The sequence below is a fragment of the Arthrobacter sp. SPG23 genome, from assembly GCF_000876655.1.
In the GTDB taxonomy this organism is placed as follows: Bacteria; Actinomycetota; Actinomycetes; order Actinomycetales; family Micrococcaceae; genus Arthrobacter.
This window is the reverse complement of the sequence record NZ_JYCN01000024.1, coordinates 1-15,279: the sequence shown is the minus strand read 5'-3', so window position 1 is coordinate 15,279 and position 15,279 is coordinate 1. Positions and strand designations below refer to the sequence as shown.

The 15,279-nt window shown below is 65.1% G+C and carries 16 protein-coding genes, 1 tRNA gene and 1 pseudogene; 11 read left to right on the top strand and 7 right to left on the bottom strand.

Annotated elements, in window-relative coordinates; genetic code table 11:
- Positions 1 to 24: 24 nt before the first annotated feature.
- Positions 25 to 630: a TetR/AcrR family transcriptional regulator gene (locus TV39_RS15970; RefSeq protein ID WP_043483339.1), complete on the top strand. Its 606-nt coding sequence runs from the start codon at positions 25 to 27 to the stop codon at positions 628 to 630.
- Positions 631 to 734: 104 nt separating this feature from the next.
- Here TV39_RS15970 and TV39_RS15965 read toward each other — a convergent pair whose 3' ends face one another.
- Complete coding sequence (locus TV39_RS15965; RefSeq protein ID WP_043483337.1) at positions 735 to 1,370, bottom strand: DUF2461 domain-containing protein; 636 nt, start codon at positions 1,368 to 1,370, stop codon at positions 735 to 737.
- A gap of 265 nt (positions 1,371 to 1,635) precedes the next feature.
- On the opposite strand from TV39_RS15965, the gene TV39_RS15960 reads away from it, so the two are divergent.
- From TV39_RS15960 to TV39_RS15945, 4 genes are read left to right on the top strand one after another with little or no spacing between them, the layout of a single operon-like run.
- Positions 1,636 to 2,625 (top strand): ABC transporter substrate-binding protein, encoded by a 990-nt coding sequence (locus tag TV39_RS15960; protein WP_043483336.1) that lies wholly within the window; start codon positions 1,636 to 1,638, stop codon positions 2,623 to 2,625.
- Positions 2,622 to 3,464, top strand: coding sequence for an ABC transporter permease (locus tag TV39_RS15955; protein ID WP_043483333.1), 843 nt, complete (start codon positions 2,622 to 2,624; stop codon positions 3,462 to 3,464). The genes TV39_RS15960 and TV39_RS15955 overlap by 4 nt, the downstream gene beginning before the upstream one ends.
- Positions 3,461 to 4,234, top strand: coding sequence for an ABC transporter permease (locus TV39_RS15950; RefSeq protein ID WP_043483330.1), 774 nt, complete (start codon positions 3,461 to 3,463; stop codon positions 4,232 to 4,234). The genes TV39_RS15955 and TV39_RS15950 overlap by 4 nt, the downstream gene beginning before the upstream one ends.
- Positions 4,224 to 5,093 carry an ABC transporter ATP-binding protein gene (locus tag TV39_RS15945; RefSeq protein WP_043483327.1) on the top strand — a complete coding sequence of 290 codons (870 nt, stop codon included), beginning with the start codon at positions 4,224 to 4,226 and terminating at the stop codon, positions 5,091 to 5,093. The genes TV39_RS15950 and TV39_RS15945 overlap by 11 nt, the downstream gene beginning before the upstream one ends.
- Positions 5,094 to 5,192: 99 nt before the next feature.
- Here TV39_RS15945 and TV39_RS15940 read toward each other — a convergent pair whose 3' ends face one another.
- Genes TV39_RS15940 through TV39_RS15930 form a run of 3 tightly spaced genes read right to left on the bottom strand, consistent with a single transcriptional unit; the run spans position 5,193 to position 8,032 of the window.
- Positions 5,193 to 6,692, bottom strand: a complete 1,500-nt coding sequence (locus TV39_RS15940) for a catalase (RefSeq protein WP_043483324.1) — start codon at positions 6,690 to 6,692, stop codon at positions 5,193 to 5,195.
- A gap of 26 nt (positions 6,693 to 6,718) precedes the next feature.
- Positions 6,719 to 7,186: a Fur family transcriptional regulator gene (locus tag TV39_RS15935; RefSeq protein WP_043483322.1), complete on the bottom strand. Its 468-nt coding sequence runs from the start codon at positions 7,184 to 7,186 to the stop codon at positions 6,719 to 6,721.
- A 30-nt stretch (positions 7,187 to 7,216) separates the two neighbouring features.
- Entirely contained in the window at positions 7,217 to 8,032 is an 816-nt protein-coding gene (locus tag TV39_RS15930) for a hypothetical protein (RefSeq protein ID WP_043483320.1), read from the bottom strand.
- A 129-nt stretch (positions 8,033 to 8,161) separates the two neighbouring features.
- Here TV39_RS15930 and TV39_RS15925 point away from each other — a divergent pair, with 129 nt between their 5' ends.
- Together TV39_RS15925 and htpX are read left to right on the top strand one after the other, a co-directional pair.
- Positions 8,162 to 9,433, top strand: coding sequence for an MFS transporter (locus TV39_RS15925; RefSeq protein WP_043483319.1), 1,272 nt, complete (start codon positions 8,162 to 8,164; stop codon positions 9,431 to 9,433).
- A 53-nt stretch (positions 9,434 to 9,486) separates the two neighbouring features.
- The gene (gene htpX / locus TV39_RS15920) at positions 9,487 to 10,356 is read left to right on the top strand and encodes a zinc metalloprotease HtpX (RefSeq protein ID WP_043483317.1); all 870 of its coding nucleotides are present in this window, start codon (positions 9,487 to 9,489) and stop codon (positions 10,354 to 10,356) included.
- Between the two features lie 104 nt (positions 10,357 to 10,460).
- Here the strand turns inward: htpX and TV39_RS15915 are convergent, their stop codons facing one another.
- Complete coding sequence (locus TV39_RS15915; protein WP_003804256.1) at positions 10,461 to 10,952, bottom strand: YajQ family cyclic di-GMP-binding protein; 492 nt, start codon at positions 10,950 to 10,952, stop codon at positions 10,461 to 10,463.
- 251 nt (positions 10,953 to 11,203) lie between these two features.
- Here TV39_RS15915 and TV39_RS15910 point away from each other — a divergent pair, with 251 nt between their 5' ends.
- Positions 11,204 to 11,458 carry a hypothetical protein gene (locus tag TV39_RS15910; RefSeq protein WP_043483315.1) on the top strand — a complete coding sequence of 85 codons (255 nt, stop codon included), beginning with the start codon at positions 11,204 to 11,206 and terminating at the stop codon, positions 11,456 to 11,458.
- A 161-nt stretch (positions 11,459 to 11,619) separates the two neighbouring features.
- Positions 11,620 to 11,701: transfer RNA gene (locus TV39_RS15905), tRNA-Tyr, on the top strand.
- Between the two features lie 135 nt (positions 11,702 to 11,836).
- On the opposite strand, the gene TV39_RS15900 is transcribed toward TV39_RS15905, so the two are convergent.
- Entirely contained in the window at positions 11,837 to 12,790 is a 954-nt protein-coding gene (locus TV39_RS15900) for a LysM peptidoglycan-binding domain-containing protein (protein ID WP_043483313.1), read from the bottom strand.
- Between the two features lie 602 nt (positions 12,791 to 13,392).
- Positions 13,393 to 14,126 (bottom strand): annotated as a pseudogene (locus tag TV39_RS15895) (potassium channel family protein).
- 61 nt (positions 14,127 to 14,187) lie between these two features.
- On the opposite strand from TV39_RS15895, the gene TV39_RS15890 reads away from it, so the two are divergent.
- Positions 14,188 to 14,733, top strand: a complete 546-nt coding sequence (locus TV39_RS15890) for an acyl-CoA thioesterase (protein ID WP_043483311.1) — start codon at positions 14,188 to 14,190, stop codon at positions 14,731 to 14,733.
- Positions 14,734 to 14,815: 82 nt separating this feature from the next.
- A complete protein-coding gene (gene trxA / locus TV39_RS15885) occupies positions 14,816 to 15,229 on the top strand; it encodes a thioredoxin (RefSeq protein ID WP_043483309.1) in 414 nt (137 codons plus the stop codon).
- The last annotated feature ends 50 nt before the right edge of the window (positions 15,230 to 15,279 follow it).

Below are 15,279 nucleotides of genomic sequence, written 5' to 3'. Positions count from 1 at the left end.
GCCATGACTCCATAAGATGGAGTCATGGCCAGAGCTGTTAAACCGCAACGCAAGGTGGAGTTATTGTCCGCCATTCAGGACTACCTGATGGACAAGACCCTGGCCGAACTCACCTTCCGGAGCCTCGCGGACGGCCTGGGCATCAGCTCCTACGTGCTGGTGTACCACTTCGGCAACCGGGAACAACTGGTCAACGAGATCATCCGCTCCATCGAATCCCGGCTGGACAGCATGCGCACCACGGACGTGCGGGACATCGACCGGGAAGCCTGGCGGTCGTTCCTAATGGAGTCCTGGCAGTGGACCATGGCCCAGCGCAACCGCCACCTGGCCAGGCTTGAGTTCGAGGCGACGGCGCAGGACGTCGTGGCCGCCTCGCCCCGCGGCACAGCCCAGGACCATTTCCGCATGCTCCACGAAAAAGCGCGCGACTGGCTGGTGGTGCAGGGCATCCGCCCGGAGTTCGCAGACACCGACGCCCGGCTCTTTACGTCCACGTTCTACGGGCTCCAGTTCGATTTTGTGGTCATGAACCAGCCCGAGGAAGCGACGAAGGCTTTCGAACTGATGGTGGCTGTGTTCTTTTCGAACCTTGAGCACCGCCTGGCTACGGAAGGCCAGCACGTCTGACGCCGGTACGCCCGGGACGCCAGCAGGGCGCACCAGCGCGGCGCGGCCCTGCGCGTCGCGGCAGCCCTAGGGCGCGGCGCGGCCCTGCGCGGCGCTGCAGCCTCCTAGGGCGCGGCGTGGCGGCCCACCCATTCAACGAGCGGCCGAAGCTGTTCCCAGAGCCGGGAAACCTCCTCCGCGGCTGCGGGCGTGGATAGCCAGTCCGGTTCCCCCAGCTCCTTGCCGGCCGACAGCGACTTGTACTTGAGGAGCTCCGCCCGGGGATGGTCGCGCGGAAAGCCCCTCGGCACGGTCTTGAGCCGGTCGCCCTCAACCTGGAACCCCGCTTCGGTGACCGTTCGGACGATCCGCTCCAGCGACTCGCCGGTCCCGGTGGCGTCCACCGAGTTCCGGAAGCGGGCCAGCTGGGCAGGCGAGCTCGAATGGCAGCCGCCGCCTACCAGGAGGCCGTCGGCGCTGAGCTGCACGTAGTAGCCCACTCCTTCCTGGAAGGATGCGACCGCTCCCTGGGCTGTCTTGTAGGGGGACTTGTCCGGGGAGAACCGGACGTCCCGGTTGGGCCGAAAGATTTTGGCCGGGCCGAACCTGGGTTCCAGCTGGGCCAGCAGTGCCGTCAGCGGTTCCCGGACGAGAGTTTCGTAGCGCGGCTTGTGCTCGAGCCACCACTCCCGGTTGTTGTTCTGCTCAAGGTCGGCATAGAACGCGGCGGCCGCCGCGGGGATGCCCTCGAATGTGGTCATGCAGTGATCCTAGGCAGCGGAATGAGCGCCAGCCAGAGCTGGCGGCGCGTATGTGGAAACCGCAGGGTCCGGCGCATCCACCCGAACCGAAGGCGCCTTCTTTCCGACTTCCGGTTATGCCAGTATCAGGAGGATAACGATGAGTGGTCAGTTTGACCTTCAACCTTCTGGTGCCAATAGACTTACCTCGAACGTTTGTTCGGACAGCGGACAAGCGGGGCTTGGGGGCCGTTCAGCTCCCAAGCCAGTCCACAAAGGAGTGAACATGAATCGTCGTACTGCCATTGCTGTGCTTGCCGCAGCATCAGTTTTGGGCCTATCAGCCTGCGGGTCCGGCTCGCCCAGTTCCACGGGAGGCGGAACTGCCTCAGGCGGAAGCACCGGCGGCGCGGAACTGACTAAAGTCAGCGTCGGCGTGATACCGATCGTCGACTGCGCGCCGATCTACCTGGGTGACAAGCAGGGATTCTTCAAGGAAGAGGGACTCCAGCTGGACATCCAGACCGCAACCGGCGGCGCAGCAATCGTCCCGGGCGTCGTCAGCGGCAGCTTCGACTTCGCCTTTTCCAACCTGATCTCCGTGATGGTCGCCAAGGACAAGGGCCTCGACCTGAAGTTCGTCGCCAACGGCGCCTCCACCACGGGTGAGAAGGGCAAGGACATCGGCGGCGTCGTCGTTCCTGCCGGCTCCAGCATTAAGTCCGCCAAGGACCTTGCGGGCAAGACCGTCTCGGTCAACAACCTCTCCAACATCGGCGACACCACGATCAAGTCGGTCGTCGAAAAGGACGGCGGCGACCCCAAGAGCGTGAAGTTCGTTGAGGTGGCCTTCCCGGACGCCCCGGCGGCCCTGGCCAACAAACAGGTCGATGCGGCGTGGATCCTGGAGCCCTTCCTGTCCAAGGCCGTGGCTGAAGGCGGCACGGTGGTCTCCTGGAACTTCGCCGAGATGAGTCCGGACCTGGACATCGCCGGATACTTCACCAAGGGGGACACCATCAAGGGCAAGGCCGAGCTCACACAGAAGTTCACCCGGGCCATGAACAAGTCCCTCGAGTACGCGCAGGCGCACCCGCAGGAGGTCCGCGACATCGTGGGCACCTACACCAAGATCGACGAGGGAACGCGAGCCAAGATCGTGCTCCCGCGCTACAAGGTCGACTTCAACAAAGATGCCTTCAAGACCCTCGGTGACGCCGCCGCCAAATACGGCACACTGACCAAGGCACCGAACGCCGGCGACCTCCTCCCGTGAGTTCCGACGATCCAGCCTCCGGCGGTCCCGCCCCCAGCGCGGGCCGGGACCGCCGGCCGGTCCGCAGGCTCCCGGCAAAGCAGTTGCTCGGCCTGGCCGGGATCGTGGGATTCCTCGCCACCTGGGAACTGATTCCCCGGCTCGGCCTCATCGATGAGCGTTACCTGCCGCCCGCCAGCGAAGTGATCCTGGCGCTGGTGCGGGACTTCGGCCTGACCGCATTCTGGATCTCGGTGGGCGAGACCATGGCAGCGTGGTTCCTGGGCCTCATCATCGCGGTGGCCTTGGCCGTGCTGCTGGGATTCGTTATCGGCTCCAGTGACTTCCTGCGGAAGGCGACCAACTCCACCGTGGAGTTCCTGCGCCCGATTCCTTCCGTGGCGTTGATCCCCTTAGCGGTGCTCCTCTTCGGCGTGAAGATTGAATCGTCCCTCATGCTGATCACGTACGCCGCCTTCTGGCAGGTCCTGATCCAGGTCCTTTACGGGGTGGCCGACGTGGACATGGTGGCCAACAACACCGCGAAGACCTACGGACTGGGCCGGATGGCGCGGATACGCTACGTTGTGTTCCCCACCGCCCTGCCGTACCTCATGACCGGCGTCCGGCTCGCCGCCACGGTGGCGTTGGTCCTGGCCATCACGGCGGAATTGGTGATCGGGTCCCCGGGCCTGGGCCGTGAAATCGCCCTCGCGCAGTCCGGCGGCGCCATTTCCGGCATGTACGCCCTGGTGCTTGCGACCGGCCTGATCGGCGTGCTGATCAACGTCCTGATGCGCTCCATCGAGAAGAAGACCCTGTCCTGGCACTCCTCCGTCCGTTCCGAGGTGATCGTATGAAAGCCCTGAAGACACTCGGCTACGTTCTTGCGCTGCCTGTGCTCCTGGTCCTGCTGTGGTGGGCCTCAACCCTCGGGGCGGTCAATTTCTTTGTCCCCACTCCGGCCGCACTGGTAGGCAAGTTCGGCGAGGTCTGGTTCGGGCCCCGTTTCTTCACCGACGTCCTGCCCAGCATCGCCCGGCTCCTGGTGGGCGTCGTCGCCGCGATTGCGATCGGCGTCGTGGGCGGTGTCCTGATCGGGTCGGTCAAGTGGCTCCGTGCGCTGCTGGAACCCACGCTGGAATTCTTCCGCGCCATCCCGCCGCCGGTCCTGGTCCCGGTCCTGATCCTCCTGATGGGCATCACCGATTCCATGAAGGTCGCGGTCATCATCTCCGGCTGCGTCTGGCCGGTCCTGTTGAACACCATCGAAGGGGTCCGTGCCGTCGACGGTGTCCTCTCGGATTCGGCGCACACCTATGGCATCGATGGCTGGGCCCGTGTCCGGTACCTCGTGCTGCCCTCGGCCAGCCCGCAGATCATGGCCGGCGTTCGCCAGTCGCTGTCCCTCGGGTTGATCCTGATGGTCATTTCCGAAATGTTCGCCTCGTCCTCGGGGCTTGGCTTCACCATTGTCCAGTTCCAGCGTTCCTTTGCCATACCGGAAATGTGGTCCGGCATTGTGGTGCTGGGTCTGCTGGGCGTGGCCATGTCATTCATCTTCCAGTGGGCCGAGCGGCACATCCTGCGCTGGTACCACGGCCAGAAAGAGGTAGAAAATGCAGCCTGACCCAACCCCGGCGCCAGCCGGGAAAACACCGCCGTCCGGGAAGACCCTGCCGGAGGTGATGCTCTCCGTCCGTGGCGTGAAAAAGGTATACCAGACCGACGGCGGGGACATCGAGGCCGTACGCAACCTCACCTTCGACCTGCGCCCCGGCGAACTTGCCTGCCTCGTTGGCCCCTCCGGCTCCGGCAAGACCACGCTACTGAAGTGCATCTCCGGCCTGATGGCGCCCACAGCAGGCGAGGTCCTGCTGGACGGCAAGCGCGTGTCCGGGCCGCCCAAGAAGATGGCCGTGGTCTTCCAGGAGTACGGCCGGTCCCTGTTCCCCTGGATGCGGGTGCGCGAGAACGTAGAGCTCCCCTTGAAGAACCAGGGCGTGCCCAAGGCGGAACGCGACACGCTGGTGGATGAGGCGCTCGAAGCCGTGGGCCTGTCCCACGTCCCGCGCTCCTACCCCTGGCAGCTCTCCGGCGGCATGCAGCAGCGCGTGGCGATCGCCCGTGCCATCGCGTACCAGCCGGAGGTCCTGTTGATGGACGAACCGTTCGCCGCAGTGGACGCACAGACCCGGGCGGACTTGGAGGACCTGATCAGGGTGGTCTGGAAGAAGCTCGGCGTAACCGTGCTCTTTGTCACCCACGACATCGACGAATCCGTCTACCTCGGCGAACGCGTCATCATCCTGTCGTCCTCCCCGACGGTAGTTCAGGAGGACATCGTGATCGACCTCCCCGACGAACGCGACCAGCTCAACACCAGGGCGCTCCCACGCTTCACCGAGCTCCGCCACCACGTGTACGAGCAGATCCAGCTGGCCAAGAAGGGCCACCGCCCCGCCGCGGCCGGCTCGACAACCGCCTAGGAATTCGGCAAGCAAACAGAACACCCCGCCACGGATGATCCGTGGCGGGGTGTTCTGTTCGTTCGCCGTCAGTGGCGCCGGGCGGCGCCGCCGAAGGGGCTACAGCTTGTTGGCTGCTTCAGCGTCGGATTCCGTCTGGCCGGCGCCGAGGTTGGCGCGCAGCTTGGCGCCGAGTTCGGCGTCAACGTTGGTCCAGTACTGGATGGCGCGTTCCTTGATGCCGGCGTTCTTCACGCCGCCCACAGCACCGGTGATGGTGTCCAGCAGGCGGGCCTTGGCGCCGTCGTCGAACACTTCGCGGTACAGCGTGCCGGCCTGGCCGAAGTCGCCGTCCTCGGCGTGCAGGGAGTGGGCGGAGAGCGTCAGCTGGCCGTCGTTCTCCCAGCCGCCTGCCGGGTTCTGCGGTTCAACGGCAGCCGGGCCGCCAACCGAGTTGGGGGCGTAGACCGGAACGGAGGAGGCGTTGAAGTGGTAACGCCCGGCGCCGTCCTGGCTGTAGTTGTTGACCTGGTTCTTCGGCTGGTTCACCGGGATCTGGGCGTGGTTGGTGCCCACGCGGTAGCGGTGTGCGTCGGCGTAGGAGAAGATGCGGGCCTGCAGCATCTTGTCCGGGGAAGCGGCGATGCCCGGCACGAAGTTCGACGGCGCGAAGGTGGCCTGTTCGATCTGTGCGAAGTAGTTCTCCGGGTTCCGGTTCAGCTCCATGGTGCCCACGTGGATCAGCGGGTAGTCAGAGTGCGGCCACACCTTGGTGAGGTCGAACGGGTTGAAGCGGTAGGTCTTGGCGTCTTCGTACGGCATGACCTGGACGTGCAGCTCCCAGGACGGGAAGTTGCCCGCGGCGATGTTTTCCTGCAGGTCGCGGATGTAGAAGTCGGCATCCGAGCCGGCAAGTTCTTCAGCCTGGTCCCCGGTGATGCTCTTGACGCCCTGGTTGGACTTGAAGTGGTACTTCACCCAGAAGCGCTCGCCCTCGGCGTTGATCCACTGGTAGGTGTGTGAGCCGTAGCCCTGCATTTCACGCCAGGAAGCCGGCAGGCCGCGGTCGCCCATGAGCCAGGTGACCTGGTGCGCGGACTCGGGGGACAGGGTCCAGAAGTCCCACTGCATGTCGGCGTCGCGCAGGTGCGTGCCCGGGAGGCGCTTCTGGCTGTGGATGAAGTCCGGGAACTTGATACCGTCGCGGATGAAGAAGACGGGGGTGTTGTTGCCCACGAGGTCGTAGTTGCCCTCGGAGGTGTAGAACTTCACGGCGAAACCGCGGGGATCGCGCCAGGTGTCGGGGGAGCCGCTCTCGCCGGCGACGGAGGAGAAGCGGATCAGCATCTCGGTCTCCTCACCCGGCTGCAGGAACGCGGCCTTGGTGTACTTGGAGACGTCCGAGGTGGTCTTGAACGTACCGAACGCGCCGCCGCCCTTGGCGTGCACTACGCGCTCCGGAACCCGCTCGCGGTTGAACTGAGCGAGCTTTTCGATCAGGTAGTGGTCGGTCAGGATGATGGCGCCGTCAGCGCCGACAGCCTGTGAGTGAGCGTCGGACGTGACGGGAGCGCCGGACTGTGTGGTGGACACAGCGGGCGCAGAGATGTTCAGAGTCATCTTTCTCCTTTGGTTGGGTTTCTTGCTTAGTTTCGTTCGGCGGGTAGCTTTTGGGTGCGCTGGCAGTCCTGGCAGATGCCCTGGTACATAACGTCAGCGATCTGGATGGTCATCGGCTCGGAGTTCTCGTCCCAGTGCGGCGTGAGGCAGGGCGCGTGGCCCACGGCGCAATCCACGTCCTCCACCCGTCCGCAGCTGATGCAGATGGCGTGGTGGTGGTTGTCGCCCACCCGCGTCTCGTAGAGTGCGGGGGAGTGGGGCGGTTCGAACCGGCGCAGCATGTGCAGGTCCGTGAGGTCACCGAGGACCACATAAACGGACTGTGCAGTCATTTCGGGCAGTTCTTCACGCGCTGCGGCAAGGATGCTTTCGGCCGGCGAGTGCGGGTGGCGTTCGACGGCGGTGAGGACCGCCATCCGCTGTTTGGTCACCCGGCGGCCGTGGGCGCGCAGGGCGGCAGCCCATGCATCCTGGCCCGCCTCGTGAACTGTCATAGCCCCATTCAAGCACTTATTATGACTAAATCACAATAAGGCGGGGCTAATTTCCGGAGCCCGCAGCAACATTTCAAACGGATTGACGGCTTCACCGGCGGAGCGGCCCAGCGCGTGCAGTTCCAGGCGGCCGTCCGTGACGGCAGTGTCCGGCACCACGCAGCTGAGGCCTGTGACGGCCGGCCGCAAAGCCAAGGTCTCAAGGGCGGCGGCGAGGGCAAGCAGTTCCCGCGGGGTCACATCCTCCACGGAACCGATGGGCCGATCCGGCGCGAGGACCGTGTGGTCCGACCCCGCAGGGGACGACGGCGTCCAGGCGCGGATGGCGGGCAGCGGCGCCGTCTCTTCCGGGCCGGTTGCCGGGAGAGTTTCCGCACGGGGTTCGGTAGCCGAACCGTCCGGTGCCTTAGCCGCGGCGGCAGCTGCCGCCTTCAGCAACGCGGAGCGGAGCCCGGCGTCGTACGTGTCCAGATCCCGGTCCTCCGCCGGCTTCCGGCGCTGCGCCGGCAGGGAGAGCTGCTCGGCGGGGGTGACCGGCTCGCCGTCCCAGCGGCCGAACAGGTGGAAGGTGGGGGTGGACGATTCCGCGGCAGGTTCGCCGATCGCGGCGCCGAGCGGATGCCAGCGGTGCGCGAAGAGCAGGGTGCAGGTGTCCGCCCCGAGAACATCGGCCAGTGCCCGGCGGGCTGCGTTGTGGCAGCGCAGCCAGTCGGCGGCCGACCGCTGGTCCAGGGCCGTTGCCGGATTGCTGAGCCGGATCATCAGGTGCCCTGAAGTCAGCGGAGTGCGCGGCCGGGTGACTTCCCAAACCGCCGAACCGAAAAGCAGCCGTCTGGACAACTGCATGCGTCTTCCTTCCCCCGTGGTGTTTCCCCGCCTGAGACTATCAAGGTGCGGGCCGTCGTTCGGGGGCGCCCCGGCACGGTGGACGCCGAACGGCCCGGTTCCATTGGCCCCCGCCGCTAGAGTTGCCCGGTGGGAAGACTTCTGGCTGACATCACTCCGCTGCGCGAGAGCCCTGACTTCCGCCGGCTCTGGCTCGGATCAGCCATCTCCAACCTTGGCAGCCAGTTGACCCTGGTGGCGGTCAGCCTCGAGGTGTACCGGCTGGCGCAGGACAGCCTCTACGTGGGGTTGCTGAGTATTTTTGCCCTGGTGCCGTTGGTGCTTGGAGGCCTGCTGGGCGGCTCCATCGCCGATGCCCATGACCGCCGCAGGGTCGCCCTGCTGGCGACTACCGTACTGTGGCTGACCACTGCCGGGCTGGCGGCGCAGGCCTGGCTCGAGGTGGGCAGCGTGTGGCTGCTGTACCTGCTGGTGGCTGTGCAGAGCGGTGCCCAGGCGATCAACCAGCCCGCCCGCAGTGCCATCATTCCCATGCTGGTCCGCAAGGAACTCCTGCCGGCGGCCAACGCCCTGAGCATGATCAGCTTTGGATTGGCCATGACCGCCGGTCCGCTCCTGGCCGGCGTGCTGGTGGCGTGGGTGGGCTTCGGCTGGACCTACACGCTGGATGTAGCGAGCTTTGCGTTTGCGTTCTGGGCCCTGCTGAAGCTCCCGCCGATGCCGCCGGGAAAGGCAGCACACCGCGCCGGGCTGCGGTCCGTGGTGGAGGGCTTCCGTTTTTTGGGTACTCGTCCAAACCTCCGCATGACGTTCGTGATCGACCTCGTGGCCATGATCTTCGCGCAGCCACGGGCGCTGATGCCGGCAATCGGCGCAGTGATGATCGGCGGGGGCGAGGCCACCGTGGGCGTGCTCCTGGCCTCGACTGCCGTGGGTGCGTTCCTGGCAGGGCTGTTCTCCGGGCCGCTGGGCGGCATCCGCCGGCAGGGGAGCGCCGTGGTGTGGTCCGTCATGGGATGGGGTGCGTCCATCGCCGGTTTCGGGCTGGTGGTGGTGCTGGCCGGGCGTTCCGGCGCCGACGGGGTGACGTGGTGGCTGCTGCCCGCCGCGCTCTGCTGCGCCCTTGCCGGCATCTCGGACTCCGTGAGCGCCGTGTTCCGCACCACCATCCTCCAGGCGGCGACGCCGGACCACCTTCGCGGGCGGCTCCAGGGAGTGTTTGTGGTGGTGGTTGCGGGCGGTCCGCGGATCGGGGACATGCTGGCGGGTAGCGGCACTAAACTTTTGAGTGAAGGTTGGGTTTTGTTGCTGGGCGGGTTGTTGTGCATCGTCGTGGCGTGGACGGTGGCGCGCTGGCAGTCGGGTTTCCTCGCGTACGACGCGCGGAATCCCGTTCCGTAGCGGCGCCGCCCGGCTGTCGTTTCGTGAGGGCAGTAACTTCGTGAGGAGGCACAGTGCATAATCACCACAACGGACTGAAGACCGCGGCTCTGTTCGGGGTGCTCTGGGCGGTGCTGCTGGGGCTGGGTGCCGTGATCGGCAGCAGCATGCGGAGCACCACCCCCATCTGGATCATGGCCCTCATTGGCGTGGGCACCACGGCTTACGGGTACTGGAACAGCGACAAACTCGCGCTCCGGTCGATGCAGGCCTACCCGGTCACTGAGGACCAGGCCCCGCAGCTCTACCAGATTGTCCGGGAGTTGTCCGCCCGGGCCAACCAGCCCATGCCGCGGATTTATGTCTCTCCCACGCCGGCACCAAATGCCTTTGCCACCGGCAGGAACCCGCAGAACGCTGCCGTCTGCTGCACTGAAGGCATTCTGCGGCTGTTGAGCGTCCGGGAGCTCCGCGGGGTGCTGGGCCACGAGCTCATGCACGTCTATAACCGGGACATCCTCACGTCATCCGTGGCCGCGGCGGTAGCCGGCGTGATCACCTCGGTGGGGCAGATGCTGCTGTTCTTCGGCGGAGGGGACCGCCGCAATGCAAACCCGCTCGCGATGATGGCGATGGCGCTTCTGGCCCCGCTCGCGGCGGTGGTGATCCAGTCGGCCATTTCCCGGACCCGGGAGTACGACGCCGACGAGGACGGTTCCGCACTCACCGGCGATCCGCTGGCGCTCGCCTCAGCCCTGCGGAAGATCCATCAGGGTGTACAGATGGTGCCGCTCCCGGCGGACCAGAAGCTGGTGAACACCTCGCACCTGATGATCGCCAACCCGTTCCGTGCCGGCGGTGTGACCAGAATGTTCGCAACGCACCCGCCGATGCAGGACCGCATCACCCGGCTGGAACTGATGGCGCGGGGCCCGGTCAGCTGAGCGCCGCCGTCGTGCGTTTGCGTTGAGGACGCAGAAACGGGCCGGGGACACCCGGATTCCGGTGTCCCCAGCCCGTTTCTGCGTCCTGGCGCCGCGTGGGCGTTTTAGCTGCGGAAGTTGACGAACTGAAGGTCGGCCTCGTCGAAGTCCTTCAGAAGGGCCATGGTGGCCTGCAGGTCATCGCGGGACTTGGACGTCACGCGGAGTTCGTCGCCCTGGATCTGGGACTTCACGGACTTGGGTGCCTCGTCGCGGATCAGCTTGTTGATCTTCTTGGCGAGGTCCTGGGCGATGCCCTCCTTGATGGAGGCCTCCAGCCGGTATTCCTTGCCGGATGCGTAGGGCTCACCGGTGTCCAGCGACTTCAGCGAGATCCCGCGGCGGATGAGCTTGGACTGCAGTACGTCCAGGACGGCCAGCACCCGCTCTTCCGAGTTGGCCTTCATCAGGATCTTTTCGCCGCTGAAATCGACCTCGGCGCCCACGCCCTTGAAGTCGTAGCGCTGGGCGAGTTCCTTTTGTGCCTGGTTCAGGGCATTCGCAACTTCCTGCTTGTCTACCTTGCTGACGACGTCGAATGTGGATTCGCCTGCCATAACTGTCCTCCTGCTAATCGCCTGGATGCCCCTTCAGGGGCGGTGTTGTCTGCATTCCAGCCTAGTACGGATGGCGGCCAAGTGAAGGCTCCAGGCCCGGGACGGGTTCCCGGTCTTCGCGGCGAATGCGTCGCCCGCAGCCGACGGGGTGCGGACGATTCACAGTTTCCTCAAAGGGGACGCACGGCGGGAACGAAGCCTTGGCCTCCAGAGTTGGAGGTGTTGGAAGAGCTGCCCCGGAAGGAAAGCACATGCACCAGAAGGCCGTCCGCTACGTCACCCGCTCCACTACCGCTGCGGCCACCACCCTCGCCGCCGCAGCCACGTCCGTGGCCGCCGCCGCGGTGGCCGCTTCGATCATCCTCAGCCCGGTGGCTGAGGCCTCCTCCCGCCTGGACGGTGTGCACTCGGATCTGATGCGGGCGGTGCAGTTGAACCAGATCACCGAGGAGCAGGCAGCGAAGTTCGAGGCGAAACTGGCCGGACGCATTCTTGGCGAAGCCTGATTGTTGGCGGATTTCCGGGGTATTTAGGGTCCTTTGAGGCTCGATTCGATTCTTCGGCAGAAGTTCTGTAAAGTTGTCTTGCCCGCGGTTGCTGGAAGCGGAACGGACTGGAAACAGCCGTTCTGACCAAGGAATCCGCGAGTGATCTTCTTTTGAAGTTCGGCAGATTACCCGAGCGGCCAAAGGGGGCTGACTGTAAATCAGCTGGCAACGCCTACGGGGGTTCGAATCCCTCATCTGCCACCCAAGGAAAAGTCTCCGGAACCATCAGGTTCCGGAGACTTTTTCGTTGTCCGGCCATATGTGCTGCCGTCTGGCAGGGTCTTGGCCGCGGCTCCTGGCCTTGGAGGTTCGGAACCGCGGACAAGCCCGGGAGCGTCAGTTGAGGCCGATCACCAGCATCTGGCTGGTCCCCGGGATGCAGGTCTGCAGAATGACCCGCGGGAAGCCGCCGAAAATCGCCGAGACATTGTTGGTGGTTCCAGGATTTGGTACCTGTCCCCGTCCCACCACTGTGTAGGTCCCGTAGCCGGGAATGCTGACAGTCTCGCCGACGCCGATCCCCGAGAACCGGGCCCACCCGCCGCAGAAGTCATGCTCCGTGATGAAGAGGGCGTAGGCATCGGTGGGCGTGAAGTGGATGGGACCGATGCAGGCGTCCACCATCGACTGCCCGCCGGCACCCGCGACGTAGATCGTGCGGACTGCCGGAGCAGGCGCAGGCGCAGGCGCAGGCGCAGGATCGGGCGCCGGGGCGGGTGCCGGAGCAGGCGCTGGAGCGGGTGCCGGGGCGGCGACGGCCGGCCCCGTCAGCTTCAGGACCTGTCCCGGTACGATCGGCGAGTACAGGCCCAGCCCGTTGGCTGCCAGCATGGCGTTCATGTCGACGCCAAAGCGGGCAGCTATTGCCCCCACAGTGTCCCCGGCAACCACCGTGTAAAGGTTGGACGCCTCAGGCGCAGGTGCCGGGGCCGGCTCAGGTGCCGGAGCGGGAGCGGGAGCGGGTTCGGCGGGCGGGGCAGGCGGCGGTGCGGCGGGCTCCGGAACGGCAGCAACGGCTGCAACGGCGGCCTCCGGCGTGCCGGCTCCGACGGTTGCAGAAGACGCGGGGTCTACGGATTGGTCAGCCTCAGGCGCCGGTGCAGTAACCGTCTGGGCATCGTTGACGCCGGACGGCTGGGCGGAGGCGGAGTAGCTGACGGCGGCCACAGCAACCGCCGTAACCACCGCTCCCGTGGCCAGTAAAGTCCGTAGCCTGGTTCTTCCACTGCGGAATGTTGAAGATGCCGGGACAGGTGTCCTGTCCTCAAGGTCAAGCTCGTTGTGATCCATCGGTTCCCCCCGAGAGTCAATGCCTTGGGGTCAACAGGACAGCGGGCCCCAGGGCGGCGGTGCGCCGGCGGCGGGCGGCAGTGGGGTGCAGCCCGGGGCCTGGAGGCGCATGAAGTGAACTGCCGAAATGATGAGTTATTTCGGAAGCCCGAATGATTAGACCCATGCCCACTTAGTGGCCATGTGTAATTCCGGAATGCTGCTTGCCCTAGGAATATTGAGTCTATGAATGGGGAGTTATTCACCGCACGAGTGGGAATTACCCGACTATTCGTACCCGGCACCCGCGCCTCTGTATGAGGTACGTAATGGACTCTTTGTTGGGTAGCGCGGGTACTCGCAAAAGGGGCAAGTGCCTACTCGCCTGGAGACAGGTATTGCGCTTTATTCCACGGTTTGCCCGGCCCTGCGGGTGTGCCGCCTACGTGCAGGTTGGGCCGCTGGTTAATTAGGTGCCCCCGGGGAAATTCCAGGATATTTGAGGGAATCTTGATGCTTCTTATATTTCACTCATATGGATTAATTCATCAAAAAGGGCAGTCCGCGGTCGCAAAGACCGAATGGCTGCCCTTTCGCAAAGTAGTCCCACCTGCAGGGACGGTTTAGTGCTCACGTTCGCGGCGCAGTTCCGCCAGTTCCCGCCTTAGTGCAGCCACCTCTGCCAACAATTCACGGACCTCCGCGCGGACCGGGATTTCGGCCGACTCCACGACCGCCTCGGTGTTTTCCTCGACTCTTTGCACCAGCCAGGATGCGATGGATGCGGTGACGACGCCCAGCACTGCGATGCCGCTCATCATGAGGGCTGCGGCAACCATCCGGCCAATCGGGGTGACGGGGAAGAGGTCTCCGTAGCCCACGGTGGTGATGGTGGTGACGGCCCACCACGCGGCGTCGCCGAAAGTGAGGATCTTGGCATCAGGTGCATTTTGTTCGACGTCCAGGACGGCCAGGGCGCCGACGAAGACCAGCAGCACCGCGGAGCCGGCCACGTAGGTGACCACCCGGCCGCGAAGTGTCTCGCCCACGGTCCGGTGCAACACGGACAGCAGGGTCACCAGCCGGAGCAGCCTCAGCGGGCGGAAAAACGGCAGGGCAACAATCAGCAGTTCGTGCAGGTTGAGGACGAACCAGCGCTTCCTGTTCTCCGCGAGCCACAGGTTGGCGGCGTAGTCGGCCACGAAGACAGCCAGGTGATCCACATAACGCTCTCGAGGAACTCGGCCCGCCGTCCCTCGATGTGCCCGATCACCTGCCATGCATAAGCCGCCAGGAAGACCAGCGCTGTTCCCATCAAAGGCCACTCGGCAATGTCCCTGTAGCGTTGCTGCGTCATAGGGGAAATCCTATGGGTGGCGGCTCTTGGCGCTAATGTTACTCGCGGGTAACATAAAGGGATGCACCTGCTTTTGCGAACGCTCCTGCTCCTGTTCACGTCCTCGCGCCGAGCGCCCCTAAGCATTTGGGATACGTCCTCACTCCCGCTGCGCGTCCTGCCTACGGACATCGACATCGCCTTGCACGTCAACAACGGGATGTACTTCTCGCTGATGGACCTGGGCCGATTCGATCTGATGGCGCGGAGCGGGACCTGGAAGAAGATGCGCCGGCGGGGGTGGTCGCCCGTGGCCGCCGGGGAGACCATCGCCTTCCGGAAGTCCCTGCAGCTGTGGCAGCAGTACACCATCGAATCGCGGATCATCGGGCTCGACACCAAGGCCATCTACTTCGAGCAGCGCATGGTGGCCGAAGGTGAAATCTATGCCCGCGCGTATATCGCAACGCGGCTGGTCAGCAAGGGGAAGCCGGTGAGCCAGGAGGAGATCTTCCGGGAGTTCGGCGAGCCTCCTGCCGGGCTCGAATTGCCGGAGTGGATCCACGAGTGGCGCGAAACCAACGCGCTGCCCGGGGCACGCCGCCCCGCACCCCACCTCTGGCATTAGGCCGGTAAGCCGTAACGCAAAAGAGGTGTGCCAAGAGCGAAACGCACGGGACATCGCCGGGAGGCTCGCGTACCGTTGACCCATGGCTACCGTAGACATTACAGGTGAACAGTTCGCATCTACCGTCGAGAACAACGACATCGTCCTCGTTGATTTCTGGGCCGAATGGTGTGGTCCCTGCAAGCAGTTTGGACCCACGTATTCCGCAGTTTCAGAGAAGCACCCGGACGTCGTATTCACCAAGGTGGACACCGAGGCCGAACAGCAGCTGGCCGCCGAGGCGGGCATCACGTCCATCCCCACGCTGATGGCCTTCCGCGAGAAGGTGCTGGTGTTCTCACAGCCCGGCGCCCTCAACGCCCAGCAGCTGGAGCAGGTGGTTGACGCCGTCAAGGCACTGGACATGGAGGAGGTCCACGCACACGTGGCCCGGTCCCAGGCCGAGTCGGCCGCTGCGGCGGGCAAGCAGGACGGCACGCAGATTCCGGAGGCCTAAGCGTCCGCCCGGGCTACCACCGCCTTAAACTCCAACGCGGGCGCTCGCCG

What these genes read in the sequence shown, in the direction of transcription:
- TV39_RS15960 (WP_043483336.1), top strand. Translation starts at nt 1,636, where the DNA reads ATGAATCGTCGTACTGCCATTGCTGTGCTTGCCGCAGCATCAGTTTTG.
- TV39_RS15900 (WP_043483313.1), bottom strand. Translation starts at nt 12,790, where the DNA reads ATGGATCACAACGAGCTTGACCTTGAGGACAGGACACCTGTCCCGGCA.
- TV39_RS15970 (WP_043483339.1), top strand. Translation starts at nt 25, where the DNA reads ATGGCCAGAGCTGTTAAACCGCAACGCAAGGTGGAGTTATTGTCCGCC.
- TV39_RS15935 (WP_043483322.1), bottom strand. Translation starts at nt 7,186, where the DNA reads ATGACAGTTCACGAGGCGGGCCAGGATGCATGGGCTGCCGCCCTGCGC.
- TV39_RS15915 (WP_003804256.1), bottom strand. Translation starts at nt 10,952, where the DNA reads ATGGCAGGCGAATCCACATTCGACGTCGTCAGCAAGGTAGACAAGCAG.
- TV39_RS15950 (WP_043483330.1), top strand. Translation starts at nt 3,461, where the DNA reads ATGAAAGCCCTGAAGACACTCGGCTACGTTCTTGCGCTGCCTGTGCTC.
- trxA (WP_043483309.1), top strand. Translation starts at nt 14,816, where the DNA reads ATGGCTACCGTAGACATTACAGGTGAACAGTTCGCATCTACCGTCGAG.
- TV39_RS15965 (WP_043483337.1), bottom strand. Translation starts at nt 1,370, where the DNA reads ATGACCACATTCGAGGGCATCCCCGCGGCGGCCGCCGCGTTCTATGCC.
- TV39_RS15890 (WP_043483311.1), top strand. Translation starts at nt 14,188, where the DNA reads ATGCACCTGCTTTTGCGAACGCTCCTGCTCCTGTTCACGTCCTCGCGC.
- TV39_RS15930 (WP_043483320.1), bottom strand. Translation starts at nt 8,032, where the DNA reads ATGCAGTTGTCCAGACGGCTGCTTTTCGGTTCGGCGGTTTGGGAAGTC.
- TV39_RS15945 (WP_043483327.1), top strand. Translation starts at nt 4,224, where the DNA reads ATGCAGCCTGACCCAACCCCGGCGCCAGCCGGGAAAACACCGCCGTCC.
- TV39_RS15910 (WP_043483315.1), top strand. Translation starts at nt 11,204, where the DNA reads ATGCACCAGAAGGCCGTCCGCTACGTCACCCGCTCCACTACCGCTGCG.
- TV39_RS15940 (WP_043483324.1), bottom strand. Translation starts at nt 6,692, where the DNA reads ATGACTCTGAACATCTCTGCGCCCGCTGTGTCCACCACACAGTCCGGC.